Origin of the sequence: Pseudomonas fulva NBRC 16637 = DSM 17717 (assembly GCF_000730565.1) — a bacterium.
GTDB lineage: Bacteria > Pseudomonadota > Gammaproteobacteria > Pseudomonadales > Pseudomonadaceae > Aquipseudomonas > Aquipseudomonas fulva.
Map to the genome: position 1 here is coordinate 70,512 of NZ_BBIQ01000004.1, position 21,810 is coordinate 92,321.

Below are 21,810 nucleotides of genomic sequence, written 5' to 3' on the forward strand. Positions count from 1 at the left end.
CGTCCTTGTCGGTCAGCTGAAGGTATGACGGCTCATGGGCAGGCTGCGAACCCGCTGTCCGGTCAGCTGGGCCACGGCATTGGCCACTGCCGGTGCTACCGCGGGCAAAGGTGGCTCGCCGATACCGCCCATCTTCGCGCCGCTTTCAACGATGCGTACATGCACCCGGGCCATGCGCGCAGGCGGCAGGATTGGGTACAGGTCATAGTTGCGCGCACGCGGCATGCCATCGACGTATACCGCTTCCTCGACCAGCGTCTGCGACAACCCCAAGGCGACCGCGCCATTGACCTGGTGCTCGATGATGGCCGGGTTGACGATGCTACCCGGATCGATCGCCTGCCAGATGTCGTGGACCTTCACGTGGCCATCTTCGATGGAGACCTCGGCGATCACGGCCGCTTCGGACCCGAAAGGGGACGCCATCGCCAAGCCCCGGGCCCGCCGCGTGCCATCCTCGGCAGTGAAAGGCCCGCGTTTCCAGCCACCTGAAAGCTCGACGACCGCTTGCAGTAACTGGGTCAGGCGTGGGTTGTCTCGCAGCAGGTGTTGACGCAGGGCCAGAGGGTCCTGGCCCCCTTTGTCCGCCAGCTCATCCAGGAAGGACTCATAGAAGAAATCGTTGAGCGAGTTACCCACCGACCGCCAATAGCCGAGCATGGCCGGGCCCTTGACGTACACCTGTGCAATGCGCTTGTTGGCAATGGCATAGGCTTTGCCCGATAGCCCCTCCAATGCCGTGGGGTCTACCTTTTCACCTTGTTTGCCGGCCAGGGCTTCAGTGGGGCCCTCCGTGGCGCTGACCGCTTCCAGGACCACCGGCAAGCCTTCGGCATCGAGCCCGGCCCGGAACTTGACCGCGGCGACTGGGCGTAGCACATCGCGCAAGAACTCTTCCTCGCGGCTCCAGATCAGCTTGACGGGTTGGCCTACCGCCTTGGCCAGCGCGATGGCCTGCGGGTAGGGGTTGGCCGACTCATACAGGAAGTGCCGACCGAAGAAGCCCCCCAGCAGTGGCGAATGCAGCGTGATCTGGTCGGGTGGCAGTCCGGTGCGCTTGGCAATGTCATCGCGGAACATGTCGGGCGCCTGGTTGGGCAGCCAGACCTCCAGTGTGCCGTCGGGATTGAAGCGGGCAATGGCAGAAGGGGGTTCCAACTGGGCATGGTTCAGGTACTGGTTGTGGTAGCTGGCTTCTACAGTGGTCACGGCGTTGTCCAGCGCGCTTGCCACATCTCCGGCCGTTTCCTCATCACGGGCCGGACCTGTAGCATCGGCCAGGTGCTGGAGCCAGCCGTCGCTGGAGAAATCAGCCGGCATGGCCCGTACGGTGGAGTCTGCGGCCGGCTCCAGCCACTCCACTTGCAGCGCCTCGACAGCACGCTTGGCGTGCCACCACCGCGGCGCAACCACGGCAACAGCCCCGGGCAGGCGATGTACCGAATGCACGCCCTTCATGGCAGACACCTGTGCCTCATTGCGCACTTGGCCCACCGTCATGCCCAGGCGAGGGGCATGCTGCACGGCTGCGTGAAGCATGCCTGGCACGCTGATATCGATGCAGTACAAGGCCTTGCCGGTGGACTTGTCGTACGCATCCAACCGCCGAACCGGTTTGCCGATCCAGCGAAACTGGGCAGGATCTCGTAGCTTGACGGTGGCAGGGTCGGGGACCGGCAAGTCCATGGCGCGCTTGGCGAGCTCGCCATAACCGAGTGTGCGCCCTGACGTGGTATGTACTACGGTGCCCGGCGTCGTGGTGAGCTCGCTCATCTCGACCCCGAGTTGCTGCGCGGCGGCCTGCAGCAACATCGCCCGCGCCAGTGCGCCCAGACGGCGCATGGTGGGGTAGCTCATGCGTACGGACATGCTGCCGCCGGTGATGCGCATGCCGTTTTCCATCACGACATAGGCTTGGCCGGGTGGGGCGCTGTCCACGACGAAATGAGCGGGATCCACATCCAGCTCCTCGCCAACGATCTGCGCCATGGCGGTAAACGGTCCTTGGCCGCCTTCCATGAACGGACTGAGCAGACGAACCGTGCCATTCAGTCGGATTTCCAGGAACGCCGGTACCTGGGTGCCTCGCTGCGCATCGGCAGCGGCTTGCACACGCGCAACGCCCGTCGGCAGGCCGAAGCCCAGGACCAATGCGCCTGCGGCCGTGCCCACGAGGAAACGGCGGCGCGAAAGATTGACGGTTTCGCCAGCTTGCAACCTATGCAGTTCGGCAACGGGATCAGGAGCGCTCATCAGGCTTTGACTCCCTGCGCCAAGTCATGCATGGCTGCATGGATAGCGTTGTAAGTGCCGCAACGGCACAGGTTGATCATGGCCGCATCGATCTGCTCGGCGCTGGGTGCAGGGGTATGCTTGAGCAGTGCGGTCGCTGCCATCACCTGACCGGACTGGCAATACCCGCATTGCGCGACCTGGTGTTCCACCCAGGCCGCTACCACCCGCTTGCCCACAGGGTCCGCTTCGATCGCCTCGATGGTCGATACCTGTCTGCCAACCACGCCGGACACCGGGGTAACGCAGGCGCGCACCACAACGCCGTCGACCAGCACCGAGCAGGCCCCGCATTGGGCCAGGCCGCAGCCATACTTGGTGCCGGTCATGCCCAGATCGTCGCGGATCACCCACAGCAAGGGCGTGTCGGCATCTGCATCGACCTGGTGGGTCGTGCCGTTGATGTGTAATTCCATGGTTCACCTGCCAGTGATCGGTCTGCGCTGTTCTTGTCGTGATGGTTGGGGATGCGTTGCCCCGTGCAGAAACGCTAGCACACCGCTGAACCGTTGCCTGCGGCAGGCTGTGCAGATGCAGAGGATCAGGCAAGGATTTCCCCGGAATGCGCAAGCGTGCGCCTGTAGCTGCCGCGTACGACCTTCGGGGAGGATTTCCGCGGTGAAAAACCGGATAATGCCGACCATTGTGTTTTGCACGCTTAAAGTCACGGTAAACCCGCATGGAAATCAAGGTCAATTTTCTCGACAATCTCCGTCTCGAAGCCAAGTTCGACGACTTCACGGTGATCGCCGATCAACCGATCCGCTACAAGGGCGATGGTTCGGCCCCTGGGCCGTTCGACTATTTCCTGGCGTCTTCGGCGCTGTGCGCGGCTTACTTCGTCAAGCTCTACTGCCAGACACGCGGTATTGCGACCGAAAACATTCGCCTGTCGCAGAACAACATCGTCGACCCTGAGAACCGCTACAACCAGGTGTTCAAGATCCAGGTCGAATTGCCCGAAGACATCACTGACAAGGACCGCCAGGGCATCTTGCGTTCAATCGAGCGCTGCACGGTCAAGAAGGTGGTGCAGACCGGTCCGCAATTCGTGATCGAGGTGGTCGACAACCTCGACGCCGATGCCCAGGGTCTGCTGATGCCAGTGGCCGAAACCAGCACGCGCATCCCGGGCAAGGACCTGCCACTGGAACAGACGATTGCCAACATGTCTGGCATCCTGGCCGACCTTGGCATGAAGATCGAAATTGCCTCCTGGCGCAATATCGTGCCTAACGTCTGGTCGCTGCACGTGCGCGATGCGCAGTCGCCCATGTGCTTCACCAATGGCAAAGGCGCTACCAAGGAAGCTGCCCTGGCGTCAGCATTGGGCGAATTCATCGAGCGGCTGAACTGCAATTTCTTCTACAACGACCAGTTCTGGGGAGAGGAGCTGGCCAATGCGGCGTTCGTGCACTACCCGGACGAGCAGTGGTTCAAGCCCGGCCCCCGTGATGCCCTGCCCAGCGAAATCCTCGACGCGCATTGCCTGGCCATCTACAACCCCGATGGCGAACTGCGCGGCTCGCACCTGTACGACACCAACTCGGGCAACACGGCCCGGGGCATCTGCTCACTGCCGTTCGTGCGCCAGTCGGACCAGCAAGTGGTGTACTTCCCATCGAACCTGATCGAGAACCTGTTCCTGAGCAACGGCATGAGCGCGGGCAATACGCTGGCCGAAGCGCAGGTGCAGTGCCTGTCCGAAATCTTCGAGCGAGCGGTCAAGCGTGAAATCCTGGAAGGCGAGCTGTGCCTGCCAGATGTGCCGGACGAGGTGCTGGCGCGCTATCCGTCCATCGTCGCGGGTATCCAGGGGCTGGAAGAACAGGGCTTCCCGGTGCTGGTCAAGGATGCCTCGCTGGGCGGTGAATTCCCGGTGATGTGCGTGACCCTGATGAACCCGCGCACCGGTGGTGTGTTCGCCTCGTTCGGTGCGCACCCAAGCCTTGAGGTGGCTTTGGAACGCAGCCTGACGGAACTGCTGCAGGGCCGCAGCTTCGAAGGTTTGAACGACCTGCCGCAGCCCACGTTCGAAAGCCACGCCCTGACCGAGCCGAACAATTTCGTCGAGCACTTCATCGACTCCAGCGGCGTTGTGTCGTGGCGCTTCTTCAGCGCTAAGCCTGATTTCGAGTTCGTCGATTGGGATTTCACTGCCCAGGGCGAAGGTGCCAATGCGCAGGAGGCAGCCACCTTGTTCGGCATCCTCGAAGACCTTGGCAAAGAAGTCTACATGGCCGTGTACGACAACCTCGGGGCGATCGCCTGCCGAATTCTGGTGCCAGGCTATTCGGAAATCTACCCGGTCGAGGACCTGATCTGGGACAACACCAACCGGGCGCTGTCCTTCCGCGCCGACATCCTCAACCTGCACCGCCTGGACAACCGCTCGCTCAAGCTGCTGCTCAAGCGCCTGGACAACTGCGATGTCGACGACTACACCACCATCACCACGCTGATTGGCGTCGAATTCGACGACAACACGGTCTGGGGGCAACTGACTATCCTCGAGCTCAAACTGCTCATTTGCCTGGCCGTGCAGCGCTTCGAGGAGGCCAAGGAACTGGTCGAGGCGTTTTTGCAGTTCAACGACAATACCGTGGAGCGGGGGTTGTTCTACCAGGCGCTTAACGTGGCATTGGAAGTGCAGTTGGACGATGAGCTGGACATGGCCGACTACGAAGTCAATTTCCGCCGCATGTTCGGCAACCCACGGATGGACGCGGTACTGGGCTCGATCGAAGGTAGCGTGCGCTTCTACGGCCTGACCCCGACCAGCATGAAGCTCGAAGGGCTGGATCGCCATTTGCGCCTGATCGACAGCTACAAGAAGCTGCACGCCGCTCGGGCGCGGCTGGCTTGACGTCCTGCAGGCATGCGGGCCTGGATAGGCCGCGCATGCCACACAGGGAGGCGGTTCGGGATTTCTTGCAGGATATTTCAGTGGTGCGTGGCTGAACTATCGGCTCGCCAGGGTGCTCATTTGCTAGGCGCACCCTGCGTATCCCCGTGGGCCGTCTCTCGCCGGCCCTGGTCACTGAACGAAAAGGAGGCACCGTGACCGTATCCGACCCTACCCTGTACCGCTGCAGACCTGGCCCACTGCATGCGTTGTTGTTGGCGGGCACCGTGCCGCTGTTCCTGGGGGCAATGATCAGTGACATTGCCTACTACAACAGCTACCAGATTCAATGGAGCAACTTTGCCGCCTGGCTGATCGCAGGGGGCCTGGTGTTCTGCGGGCTGGCCCTGCTGTTCGCCCTGGCCAACTTGATCAGCGCTCGGCGCAAGGCCGGGCGGCCGACCCTTTATTTCTTGTTGCTGCTGGTGACGTGGGTGCTTGGGTTGGTCAACGCCTTCGAGCACGCCAAGGACGCCTGGGCTGTGATGCCGTCCGGGCTGGTACTGTCGGTAATCGTGACGGTGCTCGCGGTGGTAACGGCGTGGCTTGGCTTGAGCAACCTGCGTTCGGGAGGTGAAGCATGAGAGCGCTGCACGCTGTGAGCTTGTTGTCCCTTTCGCTGTTGCTGGCCGCTTGCGGCGGTGAGGGTGACCCTACCCAGGCCCGTGGGCCCGACCCGAAACTGCCCGAGCCCCAGCGCGGTCTGCTGCCCAGCATGAAGATCGCCGAGCCGGTGGCTTGGGGTCAGCAAAAGCCGACCGTACCCGACGGTTTCAGCGTCACCGCCATCGCCACCGATTTGAAAATCCCGCGTCAGAGCCTGGTGTTGCCCAACGGCGACATCCTGGTGGCAGAGGGGCGCGGCGGCAGCGCTGCCAAACTCAAGCCCAAGGATGTGATCGCCAGCCAGATCAAGGCCAAGGGCAATACCCAGGTGAAGGGCGGCAACCGCTTAACCCTGTTGCGCGATGCCGACGGTGACGGCAAGTATGAGCTGCAGACCGTCTTTGCCGAAAACCTGAATGCGCCCTATGGCCTGGCATTTGCCGATGGCAAGTTGTACGTGGCCAATCAGGATGCGCTGGTGCGCTTCGACTACCGCGACGGCCAGACCAAGGCCGACGGCCCACCGGTCAAACTCACCGACCTGCCAGCCGAGATCAACCATCACTGGACCAAGGCACTGACCATCAGCCCGGACGGCCGCTTCCTCTATGTGGGCATCGGTTCGAACAGCAACATCACCGAGCGGGGGCTTGAGGTCGAGATCGACCGTGCGATGGTGTGGGAAGTCGATGCCCAGACTGGCGCGCATCGCCCCTACGCCACTGGGCTGCGCAACCCCACTGCACTGGCCGTCCAGCCGGGTACCGGGCAGCTCTGGACAGTGGTCAACGAGCGCGATGAACTCGGCCCGGACCTGGTTCCCGATTACCTGACTTCAGTGCGTGAAGGCGGCTTCTACGGCTGGCCTTACAGTTACTGGGGGCAGAATGTCGATGACCGGGTGCGCCCGCAGAACCCTGACAAGGTGGCTGCCGCGATCAAGCCCGACTACAGCCTGGGGTCGCATGTCGCAGCGCTCGGTGTCGACTTCTCCACGGCCGCCATGGGGCAAGGCTTTGCTGAAGGGGTATTCGTGGGTGAGCACGGAAGCTGGAACAGGCCGAACCCGGTCGGCTACAAGGTCATCTTCGTGCCATTCAGCAACGGCAAGCCGGCGGGAGAACCCATCGATTTCGCCACCGGTTTCAGAGGCGAAGATGGCAAGACGCGTGGGCGGCCGGTGGGTGTGACCGTCGACCCGCGTGGGGCACTGATCATTGCGGACGATCTGGCCAACACCATCTGGCGGGTGACGCGCAACTGATGAATCGGCTACGGGGGCAGGACACATTGCCCCTGTAGCCGACACTCAATGTGAGAGTCACGCGGTGCCTGGGCGAAGACGCGCCAGGTTGCTATTCGCCATACGAATAGTTTCCATCTCAGTTTTCGATTTCCATGCGAGGCATCAATAGCCTCATGCTGAACTCCGTCCTGGTAGCGAGAACGGTCATGTTCAGTAAATCCCTTATATTTGTGCTGTTACCCATTGTTTTAGCGTTGATTGCTGGCGCTGTCCTGCCGTTTCAAGCAGCTGGCAATGCCGCTGCGGGGAAGGCACTCGGTCACTGGCTGTGGGGCGCTTTTGCGTCACTTGCCGTCAGCGCGGTGGTCGTTATCACAGCGCTGCTGGTGATGCGGATCCCTGCGCCGGACATCGGCAAAGCCTTGCAAGGGCCTTGGTGGCTCTGGATCGGCGGTGTGTTGGGCGCCCTTTATGTGGCAGGGGCGGCGGCGCTGACGCCCAGGCTTGGGGCGGCAGGCTTTCTGGTGCTGGTGGTGGCAGGGCAGATCGTTACGGCGGTGGTTGCTGATCATTTTGCCATCATGAACCTGCCTGGCAGGCCCCTGGGACTGGCGCGAGTACTTGGGCTAGTTATGATTCTGGCGGGCGTGTGGCTGGTGCAGAGTCAATGGGCGACCAGTACATCCAGCAAAAGCGAGCCCGCAGTACAGTCTTCAAGCCACGATCAGACCTCCGGCTGACAGCACGTCAGCACCGTCTCGCGCAGCCAGCGATGCCCTGCGTCACCGTCTTTGCGGCTGTGCCAGGCTTGCCGGTAATCGATGCAGTCCAGAGGCACCGGCGGGATGAACTCGCGAACCCCTGCATGGGCAGGCAGCGGGGCAACGGCCCGTCGCGCCACGGTAAGAATCAGGTCGGTATCTTTCAACACTTGCACGGCTGCGCTCCAATGGGGCAGTGCAAGGGCAATGTGACGGCGATGACCTTGGGAGGCCAGGGCACGGTCAATCTCATCGAAGGCGTCGGGGCGCGTAGCCACCAGCACATGGGGGCGCGCCAACCACTGGCTCAGGCTCAGTTCGCCCGTGGCCGGCAGCGTCTGCTGGTCAGCCACGCTTACGAAGCGATCGTCAAACAATGACTGGGCGATGATGCCTTGAGGCAGCTCCGGAAAGACCCCCAGTGCCAGATCCAGTTCGCCGTCGAGCAATTGGGCCACCATCGCCTCGCGACTGGCCTGGCTGACCGCCAGGTCGATGCCCGGGGCAGCGCGCCGCACATGGCGTAGCAGAGGTGGGAGGATGATCCGTGCGGCGTAGTCCGACAGCGAGAGCCGAAAGCATCGCCGGGCCTGCGTGGCATCGAATTGCGGCGTGCTCAGCAGCCCTTCCAGATCCGCCAATGCGTGTTCCAGCGGCTGTGCCAAGGCCTGAGCCCGCGGGGTGAGCATCATCTTGCCACCCTGACGTACCAGCAAAGGATCATCGAAATGCTCGCGCAGCTGTGCCAGCGCATGGCTGACCGCCGGCTGGCTGCGGTGCAGGCGAATGGCAGCGCGTGTCACATGCCGCTCGGTGAGCAGGGCGTGCAGGGCCAGAAGCAGGTTCAGGTCGATTCTGCGCAATTGATCCATGGTCCGGGCGTCTGATCCGTAAGGGGGCAGGGCCAAGCCTAACAAATGCGCGCCTGTGCCGCTGGCGGCACAACACGACCTTGCCGGCGGTTGCCGTTATACTGCGCACCTGTTCGATTTTTTCCGAGTATTTCGATGGGTCTTTCCGCTACCGCTTCACCTGAACCGCGCCGCCTGGGCGCACCCCTAGTCGCCTTGGGCCTACTGATGGCTGGCGCCTGGTTCCTGGATGTCAACGCAGGCTTCAAGCAGGTGCTGCTTCTGCTGCTGGGGGCTGCGCTGGGCCTGACGTTGTATCACGCCGCCTTCGGTTTCACTTCCGCGTGGCGCGTGTTCATCAATGAGCGGCGTGGCGCCGGCTTGCGCGCACAGATGGTCATGCTGGCACTGGCCGTACTGCTGTTCTTCCCGGCGCTTGCGGCCGGCAACCTGTTCGGCAACCCCGTGACAGGGCTTGTGGCACCGGCCGGGGTGTCCGTCGTGTTCGGGGCTTTCATCTTCGGCATCGGCATGCAGCTGGGGGGCGGCTGCGCGTCGGGCACCTTGTTCACCGTTGGTGGCGGCAATGCCCGAATGCTGGTGACCCTGCTGTTCTTCAGCATCGGTTCCGTGACCGCCACGCACCACGCCGACTGGTGGTTTGCTTTGCCATCATTGCCTGCGACCTCGATCGTGCAGGCATGGGGCCTCGTGCCCGCCCTGCTGGTGAGCCTGGGCGTGTTCGGCCTGATCGCCTGGGTCACGGTGCACCTGGAAAAGCGCCGCCACGGTGGGCTTGAACAGCCTGAGCAGCATGGCCGGGCAGGTCTGCAACGCTTTGTACGGGGCCCCTGGCCGTTGGTCTGGGGTGCCGTCGCGTTGGCCGTGCTCAACTATGCCACCCTGGCGCTGGCTGGGCGGCCCTGGGGCATCACCTCGGCTTTCGCCTTGTGGGGCGCAAAGGTGCTGGACAGCCTTGGCGTTCAGGTAAGCAGCTGGGTGTTCTGGCAGGCGCCGGCCAATGCCAAGGCCTTGGCCTCGCCAGTCTGGCAGGATGTAACCACCGTCATGGACCTGGGCATCGTGCTGGGGGCGCTGCTGGCCGCAGGTCTTGCCGGGCGCTTTGCGCCGAGCCTGAAGATCCCGCTGCCGTCACTGATCGCTGCTGTCATTGGCGGCCTGTTACTGGGCTACGGTTCTCGCCTGGCCTACGGCTGCAATATTGGCGCTTATTTCAGCGGTATCGCATCGGGGAGCCTGCACGGCTGGCTATGGCTGATCGCCGCCTACATGGGCAACGTGGTCGGGGTACGGCTACGCCCTGCGTTCTTTGCAGGGGAGCGCCGCGCGACGACCTTGACCGGCTGTTAAGGCAAGGGGCTGGCCGGGTGGTTAACGACTCGGCCAATCAACGTTAGGTTGGGGGCTGCTGGACTGATAGTTAACATCAAATATAGTTCGTAACTATCTGATTTAACTAGCTATCTACGTGCCACAGCATGCTGTACACATTGTTCATGGTAGGTTTTGCCGATGGCAGCCGGTGAGAGCCGCGAGCGGCTGTTATAGGTTTGCTCGGTGATGCCGAAGGCTGTCATGCGCATCCACGGCTTGGCAAACTTGCGGGCCTGCAGCTTCTTGCGCGCGGTATAGAGCGTCACGCCAGACAACTTGGCTTGTTGGGCCTGGGCTGCAATCTGGGCACCCCACGTGCAGGCTTGGCGATCGTTCTGAGTCAACGATCGCGCGCTGGCGCTGAGACCTACCGTCGCCAGCAGGCAGCCCGTTGTAATTGCTAGAATGACTCGCATGTTCCTGTCCTAAGCGCTTGAAGGAGAAAGAAGTTTGCCTCCTCCCTCCGTAGCCAGGGGCCAGCAGTTTGCCTTCAGGCCAGCGCAGCCTTGGCGCCTGTGCTGGCCTGTTCACACAGGCTGTAACCGGCGATAGCCGCTACCCACGCCACCCCCACGCCATAATTGAGCCGCTGGTAAAGCCCGAACAGTTCCCCGCTCTGCATGGCTTGGCCCATGAATCCGACGGTGATGATTGCGCCAAGGGTACATACCAGCGAGGTGACCGCCAGGGCGCGAGAGTCCGCGACGCGAGCGCCGAGCCAGACCCACAGGCCACTGGCGAGGGTCAAGGACAAGAACATCAACAGCCCTGACAGGTTGTGCAACTGCTGCGACGTGGAAGGCTGGTCAGGCGCGCAGCCCTGGTCGCAGGCGAACCAACCCGTGCCCAAGCTGCCAACGGCGTGCAGTAGCAACAGTACCGCACTGACCATGGCCAGCCGGGAGCCGCGCCAGCGCCGCGCAATGCCCCAGGCGAACAAGGCGAACAAGAGCGCTAGTGGGAAATTGTTCACCAGCGGGGAGAGGCCATGGGTTGGGGCGCCGACGGCGCCAAGCTGGCTCATTGCCAATTGCAGATGATCGTAGCCGGGGTAGGCCATGGCGGTCAGCGAAACGCCCAGAGCCAGCCAAAATGGAATGAGCAAGCCACAGCTCAGGAGTGATCGGTCCAGCAGTTTCATGCAGACATCCTTCCATGGAAAGCCCGGACCTTAACAAACGGTGTCGTGATAGCACCAGCACCAATAACGTGGCAGCCGTATGTGATCGTACAACTGCCTGCTATCATGGCGGCTGTCTTTCAAGGTGAAGCACAGGGCATGTCAGATCTACAACCACCGGCTCGGGCCAGGCGCAAGCCGCGCAGCCTGGCCCAGGAACTGGTCACGGTGCTGACCGAACGCATTCGCAGTGGTCAACTCAAGCGCGGTGACAAGCTGCCGACCGAATCGCAGATCATGGCCGAGGAAGGGGTCAGCCGCACGGTCGTGCGAGAGGCGATCTCGCGCTTGCAAGCCGCCGGGCAGGTGGAAACCCGTCATGGTATCGGTACCTTCGTGCTGGACGCTCCACCGGTTGGGGGGCTGCGCATCGACCCGGCCACGGTGGTGACGCTGCGCGAAGTACTCGCGGTACTGGAGCTGCGCATCGCCCTTGAGATCGAGTCGGCCAGCCTTGCCGCGCAGCGACGCAGCGATGAAGAGCTGGCTGGGATGCGCGCGGCCCTCGATGAGCTCAATGAAGGGGCAGCTCATGCTACCGATGCAGTGTCCGCGGACTTTCAATTCCACCTGCGCATCGCCCAGGCCAGCGGTAATCACTATTTCGCCGACATCATCAACCACCTGGGCACCAGCATCATCCCTCGAACCCGCCTCAATTCTGCCCGCTTGGCCCACGACGACCAGCCCCATTACATGAGCAGGCTGATGCATGAGCACGAAGCGATCTATGAGGCCATTGCACGTCAGGACAGCGAAGGGGCGAAAATGGCCATGCGCATGCACCTGAGCAACAGCCGGGAACGGCTGCGCCAGGCGCATGAGCGGGCACAGGTGAGCGGGGCGTGACACCATCGCCCCAGCCTCCTGGTGTCCCTCATCACGGCTAATGACTCAAGATTGTCCTTCGATCGCTTTATCACTCCACTGGCCATTCACCAGCCGGCGCAACCCCAGCGGGTTGCTGTCGCGCAGCGGCTCTGGCAGCAGCGCCTGCGGGTAGTTCTGATAGCACACCGGCCGTAGGAATCGGTCGATGGCCAACGTGCCGACAGACGTGCCCCGAGCGTCCGAGGTGGCGGGGTACGGGCCGCCGTGGACCATGGCATCGCATACCTCCACCCCGGTGGGGTAGCCGTTCACCAGGATGCGGCCGACCTTTTCCTCCAGCAGCGGTACCAACCAGGCGAACGCAGCAAAGTCTTCAGGCTCGCCGATCAGCGTCGCGGTCAGCTGGCCTCTCAGGCCCTGCAGGGCGCTGCGCAGTTGTACCTCGTCGCGCGCTTGCACCGCTACCGTCGTCGGGCCGAAGACTTCTTCCTGCAAAAGCGGGTCAGACTCCACCAGCAGGCGGGCCTCGGCCTCGAACAGCTGTGCACGTGCCTGCGGGCCTGTCTGCGGCTGGCCGGCCAGGTGCACGATACCGTCATGGGCGTGAAGATGATCCAGCCCACTGGCGTAGCTTCGCAGGCCACCTGCATTGAGCATGGTCTGGCCAGCCTGTTGATCAAGATGGCTGCCCAAGTTCTTGAGCAGTTGGGTGTAAGCGGGCGATTGCAGCCCTATCACCAACCCCGGATTGGTGCAGAACTGTCCAGCCCCCAGGCATACGGAGCCTGCCAGTTCACGCGCAATCGCTTCGCCGCGCTTGGCCAGCGCCCCAGGCAGGACGATCACCGGGTTGATGCTCGACATTTCGGCAAACACCGGGATCGGCTGGGGGCGCTCGGCGGCCATGCGGCACAGGGCATCGCCACCTTTGAGCGAGCCGGTGAAGCCCACCGCCTGGATGGCCGGATGCTTGACCAATGGCTCACCCACGCCTGCCCCGAACACCATGTTGAACACGCCTTTGGGCATGCCGGTACGGGCGGCCGCGCGTTCGATGGCACAACCGACCAGGTCGGCGGTAGCCATGTGGCCGCTGTGCGCTTTGAATACCACCGGGCAACCGGCAGCCAGTGCAGCGGCGGTGTCACCACCGGCGGTAGAGAAGGCCAGGGGGAAGTTGCTCGCGCCGAACACCGCTACAGGTCCAACGCCGATGCGCATCTGCCGCAGGTCCACGCGCGGCAGCGGCTGACGGTCTGGCTGCGCCAGGTCGATACGCGCACCCAGATAGTCGCCTCGGCGCAGCACCTGTGCAAACAGGCGCATCTGACCGCTGGTCCTGCCGCGCTCACCCTGGATCCTGGCTGCTGGTAATGCGGTTTCACGGCAGACGATCGCCACGAAGTCATCGTCGAGCGCATCGAGCTCTGCGGCAATGGCCTCCAGAAATTCGGCGCGCCGTGCCGGTGCCAACTGACGAAACGCTGCGAAAGCGGCCTGTGCGGCTTCGGCCGCCTCGTCCACTTCGCCCTCGGTGGCTTGTACGAAGCCATAGGGCAGGGGCTCACCGGTAGTGGCATCCAAGCTTTGCAGGCGCTGTGTGCCGGCGGCGCTGCGCTGGCCGGCGATGAAGTTGTGGCCAAGAATCTCTGGCATCTGGAACTCCTCAGAAAAAAGGATCAGGTAATGGGTGCGGGATTGAACAGGGTGATGTCGTTGTGCAGGCGGTGTTGCTCAGCCCAGGTGTGCTTGCGCCCGCTGGCCACGTCCAGGTAGTAATGGAACAGCTCCCAGCCCAGCTCTTCGATGGTGCTGCGGCCCGTGGCGATGCGCCCGGCGTCGATGTCGATCAGGTCCGGCCAGCGCTGCGCCAGCTCGGTGCGGGTGCATACCTTCACCACCGGCGCCATTGCCAGGCCGTATGGCGTACCTCGGCCGGTGGTGAACACATGCAGGTTCATCCCGGCGGCCAGTTGCAGGGTGCCGCAGACGAAGTCGCTGGCAGGTGTGGCACAGAAGATGAGCCCCTTGCCATTCACCCGTTCCCCCGGCCCGAGCACACCTTGAATGGCGCCGCTGCCGGACTTGACGATGGAGCCCAATGCTTTCTCGACAATGTTCGACAAACCGCCTTTCTTGTTGCCTGGGGTGGTGTTGGCGCTGCGGTCGGCAGCGCCCTGGTGCAGGTAGCGGTCGTACCAGTCCATTTCGCGTACCAGCGCATCGGCCACCTGCGGATCCTGTGCGCGGGAGGTGAGCATGTAGATGGCGTCGCGTACCTCGGTCACTTCCGAGAACAGCACTGTTGCACCGGCCCGCACGAGCAAGTCTGCCGCGTAGCCAAGCGCCGGGTTGGCGGTGATGCCGGAGAAGGCATCGCTGCCGCCGCACTGCATGCCCAGGATCAGCTCACTGGCCGGCACAGTCTCACGCCTGCGCTTGTCGAGTTTTTTCAGGCGGGTTTCGGCCAGGGCCATGATCTGCTCGATCATTTCCGTGAAGCCCAGGCTTGCGTCCTGCAGACGGTACAGCCAGGGCTCGCTGAGGTCGACCGACAGGTCGTCTTCGTGCATCACTTGGCTGGCCTGGAGCTTTTCACAGCCCAGGCTGATGACCAGCGCTTCGCCACCCAGGTTAGGGTTGCGCGCCAGGTTGCGCACGGTACGGATGGGGATATAGGCATCGCGGGCATTGATGGCCACGCCGCAGCCGTAGCTGTGAGTGAGGGCCACCACATCGTCAACATTCGGATAGCGCGGCAGCAGCTCATTGCGAATGCGCTTGACGGCATGCTCCAGCACCCCGGTGACGCATTGCACGGTGGTAGTGATACCCAGGATGTTGCGGGTGCCGACCGTACCGTCGGCATTGCGGTAGCCTTCGAAGGTATGACCCAGCAGCGGCGGTTTCGGCTGGGGAACTGCATCGCAGCGTGGCAGATCGTCCAGCTCGGGCGGGGCGGGCATGGCCAGCTGACCCTCCTGCACCCAGCTGCCTTGGCGCAGGTCCTCCAGGGCATAGCCGATCACCTGTCCATAGCGCCGTACCGCTTGGCCCTTGGCGATGGGCACGGTGGCCACCTTGTGGCTCTGGGGCACGTCTTCTACCAAGGTAAGCCCATCGGCGAACCGGGCCCCTTCGCCCAGGCCGCCGTCGTTGACCACTACCACCACATTGTCATCATCGTGAAGACGGATGTAGCGCGGCGATTCGGAATGTTCGATCAGCTGCATGTTCGGGCCCTATTGTTCAGGTTCTCAGGCTTTTTTTACGTGCGTGCGCACTGGCGGGCAGTGCGCACGTGCTCATTCAATGACGCGGGCTGGCAAGCTGGGCATCCGCCACAGGCGCTGGTTTGGGCTCAGGCGTCTCATCGCGCAGCTCGATGCGCTTGATCGGACCGACGATCACCAGATAGCTCAGTACTGCCACCAGCGCATTGGCGCCCACATAGACCAGCGCCCACTTGAACGAGCCGGTGGCGCTGATGATGTAGCCGATCACGATAGGGGTTGTGATCGAGGCGATGTTGCCGAAGGTATTGAACAACCCGCCGGACAGGCCTGCGATCTGCTTGGGCGAGGTGTCGGCCACCACTGCCCAGCCCAACGCACCAATGCCTTTGCCGAAGAACGCGAGGGTCATGAAGCCTACTACCATCCATTCGGCATCGACGTAGTTGCAGAACACCATGGTGGTGGACAACATCAGGCCGCACACGATTGGCAGTTTGCGCGAGAAGGTCAGCGAATTGCCGCGGCGCAGCAACCAGTCCGAGATCACGCCGCCCAGGACCCCACCGATGAAGCCACAGATAGCCGGCAGCGAAGCGATGAACCCTGCCTTGAGGATGGTCATGCCCCGTTCCTGCACCAGGTACACCGGGAACCAGGTCAGGAAGAAGTAGGTGATGGCGTTGATGCAGTACTGGCCAAGGTACACACCCAGGAGCATGCGGCTGGTCAGCAATTGCTTGATGTAGCCCCACTTGGGCCCGTCGTTGCCGCGCTTGTGGTCCATGTCCACCAAGCCGCCGTTTTGCTCGATGTGTTCAAGCTCGGCGGGGCTGATACGCGGGTGCTGGCGTGGGTTGTAGATGGTCTTGAGCCATACCATCGAAAAGAGGATGCCCAGCACGCCCATGACCACGAACACATGCTCCCAACCGAAACTGAACACGATCCAGCCCATCAGGGGCGCGAACAGGGCGGTGGCGAAATACTGCGCCGAGTTGAAGATCGCCGAGGCCGTGCCTCGCTCCTGGGTGGGAAACCAGGCGGCGACGATCCGGGCGTTGCCGGGGAACGACGGCGCTTCGGCAAAGCCGACCAGAAAACGCAAGGTGAACAAAGTGACGACTGCCCAGGCCACCGGCAGGCCGCCGACGAAGCCTTGCAGCAAGGTGAACAGTGACCAGGTGAAGATGCTGAATGCATAGACGTTTTTTGAGCCGAAGCGATCCAGCAACCATCCGCCGGGAATCTGTCCGGCCACATAGGCCCAGCCGAAGGCCGAGAAGATGTAGCCCAGGGTGACGGCGTCGATCCCTAGGTCTTTTTGCAGGCTCGACCCTGCGATGGCGATGGTTGCGCGGTCGGCGTAGTTGATCGTGGTCACCACGAACAGCATGAACAGGATCAGGTAGCGCACATGCGTTTTCTTCGTCGCTTGCATGCTGGTAGTACTCCCACTAGTTATTGTTGTGCGGGGTCTTCGAATTGTGCCGGAGTAGGGCGGGCCCACTCCGGGGGCGGCGCTGGCAGGCGCCGCGAGGGTTTACTGCAGCCCCATCTTGTCCATCAGGGCGGCAAGCATTTCATACTCCTCGGGGTTCAGGTCGGTCAGCGGTGCACGAACCGGGCCTGCGTCATGGCCGGCAATGCGGGCACCCGCCTTGACGATGCTGACGGCGTAACCGGCCTTGCGGTTACGAATTTCCAGGTAGGGCAGGAAGAAGTCGTCGATCAACTTGGCTACGGTGGCGTGATCGTCCCGGGCAATGGCGTGGTAGAAGTCCATGGCCGTCTTGGGGATGAAGTTGAATACCGCCGATGAATACACCGGCACACCCAGCGCTTTGTACGCTGCAGCATAGACTTCGGCAGTCGGCAGCCCGCCCAGGTAACTGAAACGCTCACCCAGGCGGCGACGGATCGACACCATCAGTTCAATGTCACCCAGACCGTCCTTGTAGCCGATCAGGTTCGGGCAACGCTCGGCCAGTTGTTCGAGCAAGGTGGCATTGAGGCGACAGACGTTGCGGTTATAGACCACTACGCCGATGTTGACCGACTTGCACACGGCCTCTACATGGGCAGCGACGCCATCCTGGCTGGCTTCGGTGAGGTAGTGCGGCAGCAACAGAAGGCCCTTGGCCCCCAGGCGCTCGGCTTGCTGCGCATACTCGATGGCCTGGCGGGTTGCACCACCTACGCCCGCCAGGATAGGTACCGACGTGGCGCATGTGTCCACCGCTGTCTTGATGACCTGGCTGTATTCGCTGGCAGCCAGGGAGAAGAACTCGCCCGTACCCCCGGCGGCGAACAGTGCACTCGCGCCGTATGGGGCCAACCATTCCAGGCGTTTGATGTAGCCAGCCTGATTGAAATCGCCCTGCGCAGTGAAGTCGGTGACAGGAAATGACAGCAAGCCGTGGGAGAGGATGGATTTCAGTTCTTGTGGGTTCATTGTTATAGGCATCCAGACACTTGGGTGGGAGCGGTGCGGTTTGTATGAAGTAAGTTATCGTACAACCTAACTCAAGAACAGTCCCCTCTGGATTTTTTTTCGGTCTAGGTGATGAGGGATTGCATTAATGGCGCGCTATGGATGGATGGTGGAGCGCAGAAAGCGGCCTTAGACAGTTGTGTCTGCTGTCGGGTCATCATATCTCTGGGATGGGTAGTCGCTTTACAAACGAATGAGGCGGCCTTGCGCCGCCCCATGCTTAATTACTCGCCTGTGTGCGGGTGATCAGGCCGCCTGTTGAGGCTTGCCCTGTGCCTTGCGAACCTGCGCTCGGCACGCATCGCCAAAGGCCTGGAAGAGCTTGATCGAGTCAGGATTCTTGGCAGCTTGCCACTCCGGGTGCCATTGAACGGCAAACAGGAAAGACGAAAGGCCCGGGGCATGGATGGCCTCGACCAACCCGTCTTCGGCGTGGGCAATGGCTTCGATGCCCTTGCCCAGGTTGCGCAAGCCTTGGCCATGCAGGGAGTTGACGCGAATTTCGTCCGTGCCAAGGGTATCGCGCAGCCAGCTGCCGGGCTTGATCTTCACGCTGTGAGCCTGAGCGTACTGCACCTCGACAGGGTCTTCGGGGTTTTCACGGTGATCATTGAAACCAGGCTCGGCGTACACCTTCTGGTAGATGTCCCCGCCCAGCGCCACGTTGATTTCCTGCATGCCCCGACACACGCCGAAGATGGGCAGGCCGCGCTTGATCGCCGCCTTGACCAGCGGAATGTCGAACAGGTCACGGTTCCTGTCCTGGCCTTTGCCTGGGGTTTCGTTCTCCTGGCCGTACAGCGCTGGGTCGATGTTGCTGCCCGCGCCCGTCAGGTACACGCCGTCGGCCATGTCCAAGTAGGTCTCCAGTGCCTCGATGCCACAGCAGGTGGGCACCAGGACCGGGACGCAATCGGCGAAATCGACCAGCGGGGTGATGTATTTGTGGGTCATGACCTGGTAGTCATGGCCTTTGCGCTCTTGGGTGCCCATGGTCATCAGAACGATGGGTTTGCGCAGGGAAGGTTGCTTGTTGCCAATGTTGCTGTTGGACATATGTCACCTTGGGACAGGTTGAACCTGTCGTTGTTGTGCAGGTGCTCGGCGCGCGGCGCTGGTGCAACCTGGGGCCCCGAGCACTGCCGACTCGTCGGCGTCGACGATGCCGGTCGGGACTTGGTGTTAGATTGCCAGAGCCGTTCGATATGTCAAACGACCGCAGCAGCCCGCCAGGCCCCAATCACGGGGCCTGGCGGGCTGAAAGGCAGTGGCGGCGCGGGTTTGGCTAGGGCGATGGTCAATAATACTTAACGACGCAGTCGACTCATTGCAGCGCCGCAATGTTCCAACGGTTCCAGGGGCTACAGGCTGATGCTTGGCAGGTGACTCGACCGGATCACGTGGCCCTGCCAGCAGGCGTGGGTTAGTCTTCCGAGCTGTTGCGGTGCAGCACATCCCTCCATGATCAGAAGAAGGATATTTTGATGGCCATCCCTAGCAGCGAGCCCGTCACCCATGTTCCCTTTGCTGAGCTCAAAGCCCTGCTTGAGTCGATCTTCGAGCGTCATGGCTGTACGCCGGCAGTGGCTCGGGTACTGGCCGCCAATTGTGCCAGCGCCGAGCGTGATGGCGCGCATAGCCATGGCGTGTTCCGCATGCCTGGCTACGTGTCGACCTTGGCCAGCGGTTGGGTGGATGGCAAGGCTACTCCCGAGGTCAGTGATCTGGCGGCCGGTTATATCAGTGTCGATGCACGGGGTGGTTTTGCGCAGCCCGCATTGGCGGCTGCCCGGGACGTGTTGGTGGCCAAGGCACGCGCTGCTGGGATCGCAGTGCTGGCCATCCACAATTCCCATCATTTTGCCGCATTGTGGCCGGATGTGGAGCCGTTCGCCGAACAGGGCCTGGTTGCCCTGAGCGTGGTCAACAGCATGACATGCGTCGTACCGCACGGTGCGCGCAAGCCGGTGTTCGGGACCAACCCGATCGCCTTCGCTGCGCCTTGCGAAGGGCATCCACCCATCGTGTTCGACATGGCCACCAGTGCGATGGCACATGGCGATGTGCAACTGGCTGCCCGTGCCGGGGAGCCCGTGGCCCTGGGGGTGGGCGTGGACGGTCAGGGCCAGGTGACTCAGGACCCGGCCAAGATCCTGGACGGCGGTGCTCTGCTTCCGTTCGGCGAGCACAAGGGCTCGGCCTTGTCGATGATGGTGGAATTGTTGGCGGCAGCACTCACGGGTGGGCATTTTTCGTGGGAGTTCGACTGGTCTGGCCATCCCGGGGCCAAGACGCCGTGGACCGGGCAGTTGCTGATCGTCATCGATCCACAGATCGCACAAGGGCAACGGTTCGCCCAGCGCAGCCGCCTGCTACTCGAGCAGATGGAGGCGGCCGGCGTCAGTCGCATGCCAGGTGCCCGGCGGCACCTGGAGCGTGAACGGGCGCAGCGCGAAGGGGTGGCAATCGGCATCAGTACCCTGCAGGCGCTGCGCGATCTGCTCATCTGATCGCCGCAGGGCAGGGTAGGCGGCCCTTACCCGATCATGCAGGGTTGCATATACCCCTTGCACGATAGTTGGTGCCCATTCTCAGCCAGTACGGGTATGCTCTTGGCTGCCTTTTTGACTCGTCCTGATCCCAAGGAGCTGCACGCTGTGTTCAAACATGTCGAAGCCTACGCCGGCGACCCGATCCTCTCGTTGATGGAAACCTTCAAGGCCGATGCACGCGCCGACAAGGTCAACCTGAGCATCGGCCTTTACTACGACGAAGCCGGAGTAGTGCCGCAGCTCGCTGCAGTGGATGCAGTGGAAAAGCGCATCGCAGGTCAGGATCACGATGCTTCGCTGTACCTGCCCATGGAAGGCCTTGCCAGTTACCGTCAGGCCATTCAGGCCCTGCTGTTCGGGGCCGACCACCCGGCGGTTGCTGACGGTCGCGTGGCAACGGTGCAGACCGTCGGTGGTTCCGGAGCCCTGAAGGTCGGTGCCGACTTCCTGAAACGTTATTTCCCGCAGGCGCAAGTCTGGGTCAGCAACCCCACCTGGGACAACCATCGCGCCATCTTCGAGGGGGCGGGCTTCACGGTGAACACCTACCCGTACTTCGACCAGGCCACCCGTGGCGTGGACTTCGAAGGTATGCTTGCCACGTTGCACACCTTGCCTGCCAACAGTGTGGTGCTGCTGCACCCCTGCTGCCACAACCCGACAGGTGCCGATCTGGACCAGGGCCAGTGGCAGCAGGTGGTGGAGGTGGTCAAGGCCCGTCAGTTGATCGCCTTCCTGGACATCGCCTACCAAGGCTTTGCCCAAGGGCTGGTCGAAGACGTGTTCGCCATCCGCGAAATGGCCAGCGCAGGCGTGCCGTGCCTGGTCAGCAACTCGTTCTCCAAGATCTTCTCCCTGTATGGGGAGCGTGTGGGCGGCCTGTCGGTGGTCTGCGACGATGCGGCCACGGCGCAGAGCGTGCTTGGCCAACTCAAGGCCACCGTGCGCCGTAACTATTCCAGCCCACCCAACTTCGGTGCCCAACTGGTCGCAGGCGTGCTCAACGATCCCGTCCTCAATGCCCAGTGGGCTGCGGAAGTGGAAGTCATGCGCACTCGCATTCTGGACATGCGCCAAGCGCTAGTCGATGCGCTGGGCGTGTTGCTGCCGGGGCGTGATTTCCAGTTCCTGCTGCGTCAGCGGGGCATGTTCAGTTACACAGGCTTCAGCGTGGAGCAGGTGCGCCGCTTGCGAGATGAGTTTGGCGTCTACCTGATCGACAGTGGGCGCGTGTGCATGTCAGGCCTGCGGCCGGCAAACCTGCAGCGTGTTGCCGAGGCATTCGCGGCTGTGCATCAGTAAGCGCCCACGCTTAACGTTATGCAACGACGATGGCCGAGGCCGCCCTGCGGCTTCGGCCATCGTCATTCTTTATTCGTGTCCTGCCCGCAAGGACGCCTGTGCCAGTCAAGACCTTCTGCACGCCGAGCGTGCTGAGCAGCCCGGCTGCACCTACCGCTTGTA

The 21,810-nt window shown here is 62.5% G+C and carries 18 protein-coding genes; 8 read left to right on the plus strand and 10 right to left on the minus strand.

Annotated features, from left to right (window positions below; all coding sequences use genetic code 11):
* Positions 1-12: 12 nt before the first annotated feature.
* Positions 13-2,253, minus strand: coding sequence for a xanthine dehydrogenase family protein molybdopterin-binding subunit (locus PFU01S_RS05980; RefSeq protein WP_028686359.1), 2,241 nt, complete (start codon positions 2,251-2,253; stop codon positions 13-15).
* A complete protein-coding gene (locus PFU01S_RS05985) occupies positions 2,253-2,708 on the minus strand; it encodes a (2Fe-2S)-binding protein (RefSeq protein WP_027914846.1) in 456 nt (151 codons plus the stop codon). Before PFU01S_RS05985 ends, PFU01S_RS05980 begins: the two co-directional genes overlap by 1 nt.
* A 263-nt stretch (positions 2,709-2,971) precedes the next feature.
* On the opposite strand from PFU01S_RS05985, the gene PFU01S_RS05990 reads away from it, so the two are divergent.
* The 4 genes from PFU01S_RS05990 to PFU01S_RS06005 all read left to right on the plus strand — a co-directional run bounded on the left by PFU01S_RS05990 (position 2,972) and on the right by PFU01S_RS06005 (position 7,789).
* Positions 2,972-5,158 (plus strand): OsmC domain/YcaO domain-containing protein, encoded by a 2,187-nt coding sequence (locus PFU01S_RS05990; protein WP_027914847.1) that lies wholly within the window; start codon positions 2,972-2,974, stop codon positions 5,156-5,158.
* A gap of 194 nt (positions 5,159-5,352) precedes the next feature.
* Complete coding sequence (locus PFU01S_RS05995) at positions 5,353-5,781, plus strand: DUF2231 domain-containing protein (protein WP_027914848.1); 429 nt, start codon at positions 5,353-5,355, stop codon at positions 5,779-5,781.
* A complete protein-coding gene (locus tag PFU01S_RS06000) occupies positions 5,778-7,067 on the plus strand; it encodes a PQQ-dependent sugar dehydrogenase (RefSeq protein ID WP_027914849.1) in 1,290 nt (429 codons plus the stop codon). Before PFU01S_RS05995 ends, PFU01S_RS06000 begins: the two co-directional genes overlap by 4 nt.
* Before the next feature lie 188 nt (positions 7,068-7,255).
* The gene (locus tag PFU01S_RS06005) at positions 7,256-7,789 is read left to right on the plus strand and encodes a DMT family transporter (RefSeq protein ID WP_027914850.1); all 534 of its coding nucleotides are present in this window, start codon (positions 7,256-7,258) and stop codon (positions 7,787-7,789) included.
* Here the strand turns inward: PFU01S_RS06005 and PFU01S_RS06010 are convergent.
* Complete coding sequence (locus PFU01S_RS06010; RefSeq protein ID WP_027914851.1) at positions 7,774-8,682, minus strand: LysR family transcriptional regulator; 909 nt, start codon at positions 8,680-8,682, stop codon at positions 7,774-7,776. The genes PFU01S_RS06005 and PFU01S_RS06010 overlap by 16 nt on opposite strands.
* A gap of 135 nt (positions 8,683-8,817) precedes the next feature.
* On the opposite strand from PFU01S_RS06010, the gene PFU01S_RS06015 reads away from it, so the two are divergent.
* Positions 8,818-10,032, plus strand: coding sequence for a YeeE/YedE family protein (locus PFU01S_RS06015; protein ID WP_028686358.1), 1,215 nt, complete (start codon positions 8,818-8,820; stop codon positions 10,030-10,032).
* Between the two features lie 110 nt (positions 10,033-10,142).
* On the opposite strand, the gene PFU01S_RS06020 is transcribed toward PFU01S_RS06015, so the two are convergent.
* Positions 10,143-10,472 carry a hypothetical protein gene (locus PFU01S_RS06020; protein WP_027914853.1) on the minus strand — a complete coding sequence of 110 codons (330 nt, stop codon included), beginning with the start codon at positions 10,470-10,472 and terminating at the stop codon, positions 10,143-10,145.
* A gap of 74 nt (positions 10,473-10,546) precedes the next feature.
* Positions 10,547-11,197 (minus strand): DUF998 domain-containing protein, encoded by a 651-nt coding sequence (locus PFU01S_RS06025; protein ID WP_028686357.1) that lies wholly within the window; start codon positions 11,195-11,197, stop codon positions 10,547-10,549.
* 138 nt (positions 11,198-11,335) lie between these two features.
* On the opposite strand from PFU01S_RS06025, the gene PFU01S_RS06030 reads away from it, so the two are divergent.
* A complete protein-coding gene (locus PFU01S_RS06030; RefSeq protein ID WP_027914855.1) occupies positions 11,336-12,085 on the plus strand; it encodes a FadR/GntR family transcriptional regulator in 750 nt (249 codons plus the stop codon).
* A gap of 45 nt (positions 12,086-12,130) precedes the next feature.
* Here the strand turns inward: PFU01S_RS06030 and PFU01S_RS06035 are convergent, their stop codons facing one another.
* The 5 genes from PFU01S_RS06035 to PFU01S_RS06055 all read right to left on the minus strand — a co-directional run bounded on the left by PFU01S_RS06035 (position 12,131) and on the right by PFU01S_RS06055 (position 18,850).
* A complete protein-coding gene (locus PFU01S_RS06035) occupies positions 12,131-13,723 on the minus strand; it encodes an aldehyde dehydrogenase (NADP(+)) (RefSeq protein WP_027914856.1) in 1,593 nt (530 codons plus the stop codon).
* Positions 13,724-13,746: 23 nt separating this feature from the next.
* Positions 13,747-15,300 carry a galactarate dehydratase gene (garD, locus tag PFU01S_RS06040; RefSeq protein ID WP_028686356.1) on the minus strand — a complete coding sequence of 518 codons (1,554 nt, stop codon included), beginning with the start codon at positions 15,298-15,300 and terminating at the stop codon, positions 13,747-13,749.
* 76 nt (positions 15,301-15,376) lie between these two features.
* Complete coding sequence (locus PFU01S_RS06045) at positions 15,377-16,741, minus strand: MFS transporter (protein WP_027914858.1); 1,365 nt, start codon at positions 16,739-16,741, stop codon at positions 15,377-15,379.
* 102 nt (positions 16,742-16,843) lie between these two features.
* Complete coding sequence (kdgD, locus tag PFU01S_RS06050; RefSeq protein WP_028686355.1) at positions 16,844-17,755, minus strand: 5-dehydro-4-deoxyglucarate dehydratase; 912 nt, start codon at positions 17,753-17,755, stop codon at positions 16,844-16,846.
* Positions 17,756-18,040: 285 nt separating this feature from the next.
* Entirely contained in the window at positions 18,041-18,850 is an 810-nt protein-coding gene (locus PFU01S_RS06055; RefSeq protein ID WP_027914860.1) for a gamma-glutamyl-gamma-aminobutyrate hydrolase family protein, read from the minus strand.
* 428 nt (positions 18,851-19,278) lie between these two features.
* Between PFU01S_RS06055 and PFU01S_RS06060 the strand changes: the two genes are divergently transcribed.
* Together PFU01S_RS06060 and PFU01S_RS06065 are read left to right on the plus strand one after the other, a co-directional pair.
* Entirely contained in the window at positions 19,279-20,304 is a 1,026-nt protein-coding gene (locus PFU01S_RS06060) for an Ldh family oxidoreductase (RefSeq protein ID WP_027914861.1), read from the plus strand.
* A gap of 147 nt (positions 20,305-20,451) precedes the next feature.
* A complete protein-coding gene (locus tag PFU01S_RS06065; RefSeq protein ID WP_028686354.1) occupies positions 20,452-21,648 on the plus strand; it encodes an amino acid aminotransferase in 1,197 nt (398 codons plus the stop codon).
* Positions 21,649-21,810 lie beyond the last annotated feature (162 nt).